This window comes from Actinomadura sp. KC216 (assembly GCF_004348535.1).
GTDB lineage: Bacteria > Actinomycetota > Actinomycetes > Streptosporangiales > Streptosporangiaceae > Spirillospora.
Map to the genome: position 1 here is coordinate 1 of NZ_SMJX01000424.1, position 5,978 is coordinate 5,978.

Consider the following 5,978-nt stretch of genomic DNA (forward strand, 5'->3'; position numbering starts at 1 on the left):
GGGCGGGTCGGGGGCGGAGAGTCCTCACCCTGCCTACCGGACAGGAGACGCAGACGGCATGACGACGAGGGAACGGACGGACTTCGACGCAGACGCGGCAGAGGCGATACTGCGCCGGGCATGCGCGGTCGCTGAGCTGGAACCGGACGGCATTGAGATGCTTCGGCTTGGCGACCATGCCGTGTTCCGCGTCGATGGCGGCCGAATCATCTCGCGCGTGGGGAGGGGCGCTGACCGTCTTGCCTCGGTGCGGCGAGAGGTGGCCGTGGCCCGGTGGCTCGCGGACCAGGGGTATCCCGCCGCTCGTCTCGTCACGGACGCCGATCAGCCGATTGTGATCAAAGACCATCCCGTCACCTTCTGGGAAGGGCTCGCAGACGGTGACACATACGCGAGTACGGCGGAGATGGGTGTGCTGCTGCGACGGCTCCATGATCTGGAATCGCCGCCTTTTGCGCTGCCGCAACTCCAGCCGTTCGAGAAGGTCGCGAGCCGATTGGAGCGTGCCTCAATCTCGGCGGGTAACCGTTCATTCCTTCGCTCGATGGCGAGCGATTTGGAGGCAGAGTATGGGCGTCTTGAATTTTCGCTTCCGTCGGGTCATCTGCACGGTGACTACAACGTGGGAAATGTCCTGCGTGATGCGGTTGGCCATCCACATGTGATTGACCTAGATGGATTTGCTACGGGCCCCCGCGAGTGGGATCTGATGCAAACGGCCATGTATTACGATACTTTTGGATGGCACACGGAAAGGGAGTATGCGGATTTCGCGGTGGGCTACGGTTTCGACGTGCGTGAGTGGGCCGGATACGCCGTACTGCGGAGCATGCGGGAACTCTTGATGATCACGTGGCTCTCGCAGAACGCAAGCGCGAATCATCGGGCCGCTGACGAGTTCGAGAAGCGGGTGGCGACTCTCCGGTCAGGAGGATCACGCCAAGATTGGGCGCCCTTCTAGGACGCCAAGCCGCATTGCTGCCACAGGCGGAAGGTGCGGGCTTCTTCTGCGAAAATACGGAACTCCGCAGCGCCTCGCATCGTGGGTGAAACTCGTTCGCGGAATTCTCGAACGTATTGGACGCAGCGCGCCGACTTTAAACCCTCGCCGAGGTGTAGCGCGGTCATGGCAATTTCGCAGCCGCGCCCGATCTCGCCTTGATTGATATAGGCTTCGGCCTGTACCATAGTTGCGAAGAAGTCGCTTCGATTATTCAGGCCGTCGCCGAAGATTGAACCGGCGCCTCGTTCTGTCGCTTCTGCGGAGCGTCCCAAATCGCGGAAACAATGGCCGATCTCCGCTGCAAGTTCGACTTCGTCGAAATACGCGATATACGGTGGATCGCTGTCTGAGGTCCGCTGACTCAGCTTGTGCTCCGCTTCTATCAAGGCCAGGTCGCATCCTCGTTCGTCACCGAGACGGGCGAGGGCCCGCGCCTCCATCGCACGGAACTGCGCGGCCATCGTGGGGCCCAAGACGCCGGCCGGTCCTGTGTAGGCCGCCCGGGCAAGGGTGGCCGCGTCCTGATAGCGCCCGAGGAACGTAGCTTGGTGGCTCATCGCGGAAAGGATGCTGCCGCCAAGAAGCCGGTCCCCTGCCGCCTGCGTCATGCGCAGCGCCTGGATGAAGTACCGCTGAGCGATGCCGTGAAGGCCGCTGTCGTACGACATCCACCCGGCGAGCAAGAGCGCTTCCGCAACGGCCGAGTAGAGCTGTTTGCCCACGTCGTCGGAGTACCTGCCGTCTAGCATCGGCCGGACGTCCGTGTGTAGGTACTGGATCAGCGCGCGTCGGGCGTGGCCACCGCCGAACTTGCCATCGAGCGTGCTGAACGCGTCGGCCGTGGAGCGGATCATTTCCACATCCACCGTGCCGACCGCGCGATTGCCCGCGCGCGTCAGCTCCCCGTCCGGCGGGGCAACGATCCAGCGCAGGGAAGCCGTGTTCCACGCGGCCGAGTCCGGCTGTGCCCTGACCAGTACCCCAGCCTCAGCAAGGTCGGCACGCCAGAGGTCCGCGACGGTCTTCGCCGTCGCCTCGGGCCGGTCTGCGAACTCAAGTCCGAGGTCGGGCTGTAGCGAGGACACGGCCGCGTCACCCATGCCGATGTCGTCAAGGGTGAGCCGGCGCCCCACTTTCCGCCCGATGGCATCCGCGATGAACTGCGGCATGTTGCCGCGCGGAATCGCCCCCTTGAGCCACCGCGAGACGTACGTGTGATCACAGGTGATGTCTTCGCCTGACCGAGCGGCGGCGGCGACCACCGCGCGAGCAAGGGACTTATGCGAGAAGTCGCCTTTCTGTAAAAGCGTGGCCAGTCTGGCGTTCCGGTCTGCCATGGGACCCCCAAGATGCGGCCGTGGTACCAGCTTGACTCATCGTCACTCTACGCAGGCCAAGCCTAGAGGTAGAGGGGGGTGCACCTAGGAGTACACGAGTGCACCCCCAAGTGCTCGCTCCCAAACCGCTCGCCAGACGGCGACAGTTGAATCACCGCCGCACGGGGCAGGCCAGCGGACCGAGTTGAAAGCCACGGGTTGACACCGCGGAATCCGTCTGCCAACGTGAGTGGTAGGTAATACATACCACGCATCATGGTGTGTGGCACCACGGCACGACAAGGGGCCCCGGACAGATGGGGCCGAGGGACCCGGACCCCTGGTCAACCGGAGGGCAAGAGCACGAGGTGTCCCTGCCTGAAACGGGAGCGCGCTCCCGAAAGAGGGGCACCGCCACACGAACGAAGACAAGAACAACTCCGATCGGCGCCGTCCCCGCCGTACTGCGGCGGGGACGGCGCACCCTTCCCGTTCCTTCCACCCCTGCGATCTATGGAGAAGCCGGATGTTGCTTGCAGCCTCTTCCGTATCGACCGGTTCGGTTCCGGCTCCCGCTGAGGTGGGGGCGACGGGGTTCTACGTCACCGTGCGGACCGCCGACCGAGCACACCCCGCGCTCGCGCTGGGGCCCTACGACAGCCACCGCGCCGCGCGCCTTGAGGTCGACCGCGTCCGCCAGTTCGTCACCACCCAGAGCCGCGCGGCCGGGTGGTGGCTCTACGAGACCGCCCGCGTCACCGCTCAGCCCGGCCGGGAGCTTCCGGTCGGCACCCTCAACGCCCTGCTGGCCTGCGGCCAGACCGCCGCCTGACGTCCGGCGGCAGACCCGGCCGCAGGCGACCGCCTGCCGGTCAACCAAGCACTGACCAAAGCAAGGAGATCCCACTGTGATGCCTCAGAAAGGCAAGCTCGGGCCCTGGATCGCCGGTCTGGTGATCGCGGTGTTCGCCTTCCAGAACCCCGAGAAGGCCGCGTCGCTGATCAACCAGTTCTTCGACGCGGTCGGCCGGTTCGCGGGGGCGCTGGGATGACCGCGCCGCCCCTGGACAAGCCGATCACCGCGCCCGTGGGCGCGGTGGAGCCGGGTGCGCTGGAGCTGGGTGCGGTGGACCTGCGCGGCAGGCCCGTCGCCGGTGCCCAGTGCCGGTTCGACCCCGAGTTGCACACCGGTCCGTACGGCTACGAGCCGCCGGACGAGCGCGCGGCCCGCGAGCTGGTGGCCGTGCAGGTGTGCCAATCCTGCCCGCTGCGCGCCGAGTGCTTTGAGCTGGCGATGCGGTTCCGCCCCGAGACGGGGGTGTGGGCCGGTTTCACCGCCGCCGAACTCGCCATCGACGTGCAGCCGGCCCTGTCCGACTTCGACCTGAACGAGGTGGCCTGACCATGACGACCCGCACCCTGACCGCGCCCCGGCCCGGCCCGGTGGCCCTGTCGGTCGACCTGCCCGCCGGTGACGTCCGCGTCATCACCGACCCGGCCCGTACGGTCGCCGAGGTTACCGTGACCGCCCACGGCGACGACCCGGCTGTGCACGACGCCGTACGGGGCGCCGTCCTGCGCTGGTACGAGGCGACCGGGAACCTGACCGTGCGGGTGAACGCGCCCGCCGGGGGCGTGACCGTCGTGGGTGGTGCTCAGACCGTGGTCGGCAACGGCGCCGCGACCGTCGTGCAGTCGTACGGCGGCATTCCCGCCGGTGTGAGGGTGACCGGCGGCACCGTGATCAGCGGTGGCGGCATCGTCAACATCGGTGGCGGCAGCGTCACCGTGAACGGTGTCGAGATCACCGGCGGCGGGCTGGTGGCGGGTGGCTGGGTGCAGATCACCGCGGTTGTGCCCGAGGGCACGTCGGTGACCGCGTCCACCCGGTCGGCGTCGCTGGAGTGTGCGGGGGAGTTCGCCGAGGTCGACTTCACCTCGACCTCGGGCGACCTGACCGCCGGAGGTCTTGGCGCGCTGCGCGCCAAGACCACTTCCGGCGACGTGCACGCCGCCGTGGTGGACGGCGCGGCCTCGGTGGCGTCGGTGTCGGGTGACGTCTATCTCGGCCGCGGCGACGACGTCACCGCCTCGACCACGTCCGGCGACGTCACAGTGAACGACTTCGCCGGCCGCGCCGAGGTCGCGTCGGTGTCGGGTGACGTGCGGGTGCGTGCCGCCGAGGGCGGCGCGATCACCGCCCGGTCGGTGTCGGGCAATGTCACGGTGACCGCGACCGGCACGGCGCTGGCCGAGGGCCTGACGGTCAATGCCACCTCCCGCACCGGCCGCGTCACCACACCCAACGGCAACCCGTCGCATGCCGCGTCCGCGGCCCGCGCCCGCCGTCCGCGCCGCACCAACGGGGGCGCGTGAATGGTCCGCCCGAGTTCGCTGATGACCCGCGCCCGTGATGTTGCCCGGGACCCGCACGGCCGGATCCGGCTGCTGATCGCTGTGGTGTTCCTCGCGCTCGCCGGTGCGGTGCTGCTGACCGGAGGGCTCACATGAAGATTCGCCTGACCGGCCTGCCCGCCGAGGTCGACATCGCCGCCGCCCGCATCGCTGGCGTGCTGACGGTGCTGGAGACCTCCAAGCCCTACCCGCGCCGCGGGAACTCGGCGCTGGTCTCGCTCTACCTCGACGTCACCCTCGACACGCCCACCCGGCAGGAAGGACCGAACCGCCCCATGGACAGCGTGACCTACACCCACCCCGACGTACTGACATCCGGTGTCGCCGAGGGGTGGGCCGACCCGGAGACCGACCCGGCCCGCATCGACTGGGCCGCCCGGCAGGCCGCCGCCGCGATCCCCTTCGAGGTGATCGACGGGCGCCCGGTCAATCCGTGCGAGCGCACGCCCGTCCGCTACGGCCGCAATGAGTTGGGGCACTGGGGCGAGGCGCTGGCCGCCGACGCGCTGGTGTCGGTGTCCGACCCGTCCGGCCGCCGCTGGATCCTCATGGTGGAACGCTCGGACGGGCACGGCTGGGCGCTGCCCGGCGGCCACGTCGACCCGGGCGAGACCCCCACCGACGGCGCGGTCCGCGAGCTGGAGGAAGAGACCGGCCTGGCGCTGCCGTCCGCGCACTGGACGGCGACGGCGCCGCGGTACGTGCCCGACCCCCGCGCCTCGGATGAGGCGTGGATGGTCACCGTGCTGTGCACGGCCCACCTGGGACGCTTCGACCGCCTGGACTTCCCGCCAGTGGCCGGCGCCGACGACGCCCGCCGCGCCGAGTGGGTTCCGGCCTCCTCCTACAGCGTCCTTGCCGCCGTGCTGGCCGAGGTCTACGGCGGGCGGGTGTTCGCCGCGCACGTCGACATGCTCACGCGAGCCCTGGACGGCTGACAGGCGACTGACGTTGCGTCCGGCCGCTCATCCCGCCTCCCGGAGGGGTGAGCGGCTCACGGAACGGCAGCACCGCCGCTCCCGCACCAGATCACGGTGCGGCACAGTGCGCCCCGAGACGCCATCCACCGCCAAGCAGCGGCGTCCCGGGGCCCCTCCATCAGGAAGGAAGTCCCATGATGACGCACCTGCGTTTCCTCTGCCACGCCTGGGATGCCTTGGCTGCCCAGGACTGCCACTTCTGCGGCGGCGCGAAGAAGATCGGCTCCACCAACCGGACGTGCCCGGTGTGCTCGGGCACCGGCA

Annotated in this window: 8 protein-coding genes; 7 read left to right on the forward strand and 1 reads right to left on the reverse strand. The window is 68.7% G+C overall.

The features are described from left to right. The first annotated feature begins 58 nt into the window (after positions 1-58). A complete protein-coding gene (locus E1264_RS39020; protein WP_132182013.1) occupies positions 59-961 on the forward strand; it encodes an aminoglycoside phosphotransferase family protein in 903 nt (300 codons plus the stop codon). Here E1264_RS39020 and E1264_RS39025 read toward each other — a convergent pair. Next, the gene (locus E1264_RS39025) at positions 958-2,340 is read right to left on the reverse strand and encodes a hypothetical protein (RefSeq protein WP_132182015.1); all 1,383 of its coding nucleotides are present in this window, start codon (positions 2,338-2,340) and stop codon (positions 958-960) included. The genes E1264_RS39020 and E1264_RS39025 overlap by 4 nt on opposite strands. Before the next feature lie 559 nt (positions 2,341-2,899). Here E1264_RS39025 and E1264_RS39030 point away from each other — a divergent pair. From E1264_RS39030 to E1264_RS39045, 6 genes are all read left to right on the forward strand, one after another. After that, positions 2,900-3,151: a hypothetical protein gene (locus E1264_RS39030; RefSeq protein ID WP_132182017.1), complete on the forward strand. Its 252-nt coding sequence runs from the start codon at positions 2,900-2,902 to the stop codon at positions 3,149-3,151. 76 nt (positions 3,152-3,227) lie between these two features. Beyond that, positions 3,228-3,371, forward strand: a complete 144-nt coding sequence (locus tag E1264_RS44180) for a hypothetical protein (protein ID WP_165964347.1) — start codon at positions 3,228-3,230, stop codon at positions 3,369-3,371. Continuing rightward, a complete protein-coding gene (locus E1264_RS39035) occupies positions 3,368-3,721 on the forward strand; it encodes a WhiB family transcriptional regulator (protein WP_132182019.1) in 354 nt (117 codons plus the stop codon). The genes E1264_RS44180 and E1264_RS39035 overlap by 4 nt, the downstream gene beginning before the upstream one ends. 2 nt (positions 3,722-3,723) lie before the next feature. Then, positions 3,724-4,695, forward strand: coding sequence for a DUF4097 family beta strand repeat-containing protein (locus E1264_RS39040; protein WP_132182021.1), 972 nt, complete (start codon positions 3,724-3,726; stop codon positions 4,693-4,695). Then, positions 4,696-4,830 (forward strand): hypothetical protein, encoded by a 135-nt coding sequence (locus E1264_RS46120; protein ID WP_279492080.1) that lies wholly within the window; start codon positions 4,696-4,698, stop codon positions 4,828-4,830. Beyond that, entirely contained in the window at positions 4,827-5,672 is an 846-nt protein-coding gene (locus E1264_RS39045; protein WP_243711443.1) for an NUDIX domain-containing protein, read from the forward strand. Before E1264_RS46120 ends, E1264_RS39045 begins: the two co-directional genes overlap by 4 nt. Positions 5,673-5,978: the final 306 nt, after the last annotated feature.

Coding starts and splice junctions, on each gene's coding strand:
- E1264_RS39045 (WP_243711443.1), top strand. CDS start 4,827: ATGAAGATTCGCCTGACCGGCCTGCCCGCCGAGGTCGACATCGCCGCC.
- E1264_RS39020 (WP_132182013.1), top strand. CDS start 59: ATGACGACGAGGGAACGGACGGACTTCGACGCAGACGCGGCAGAGGCG.
- E1264_RS39040 (WP_132182021.1), top strand. CDS start 3,724: ATGACGACCCGCACCCTGACCGCGCCCCGGCCCGGCCCGGTGGCCCTG.
- E1264_RS46120 (WP_279492080.1), top strand. CDS start 4,696: ATGGTCCGCCCGAGTTCGCTGATGACCCGCGCCCGTGATGTTGCCCGG.
- E1264_RS39025 (WP_132182015.1), bottom strand. CDS start 2,340: ATGGCAGACCGGAACGCCAGACTGGCCACGCTTTTACAGAAAGGCGAC.
- E1264_RS39035 (WP_132182019.1), top strand. CDS start 3,368: ATGACCGCGCCGCCCCTGGACAAGCCGATCACCGCGCCCGTGGGCGCG.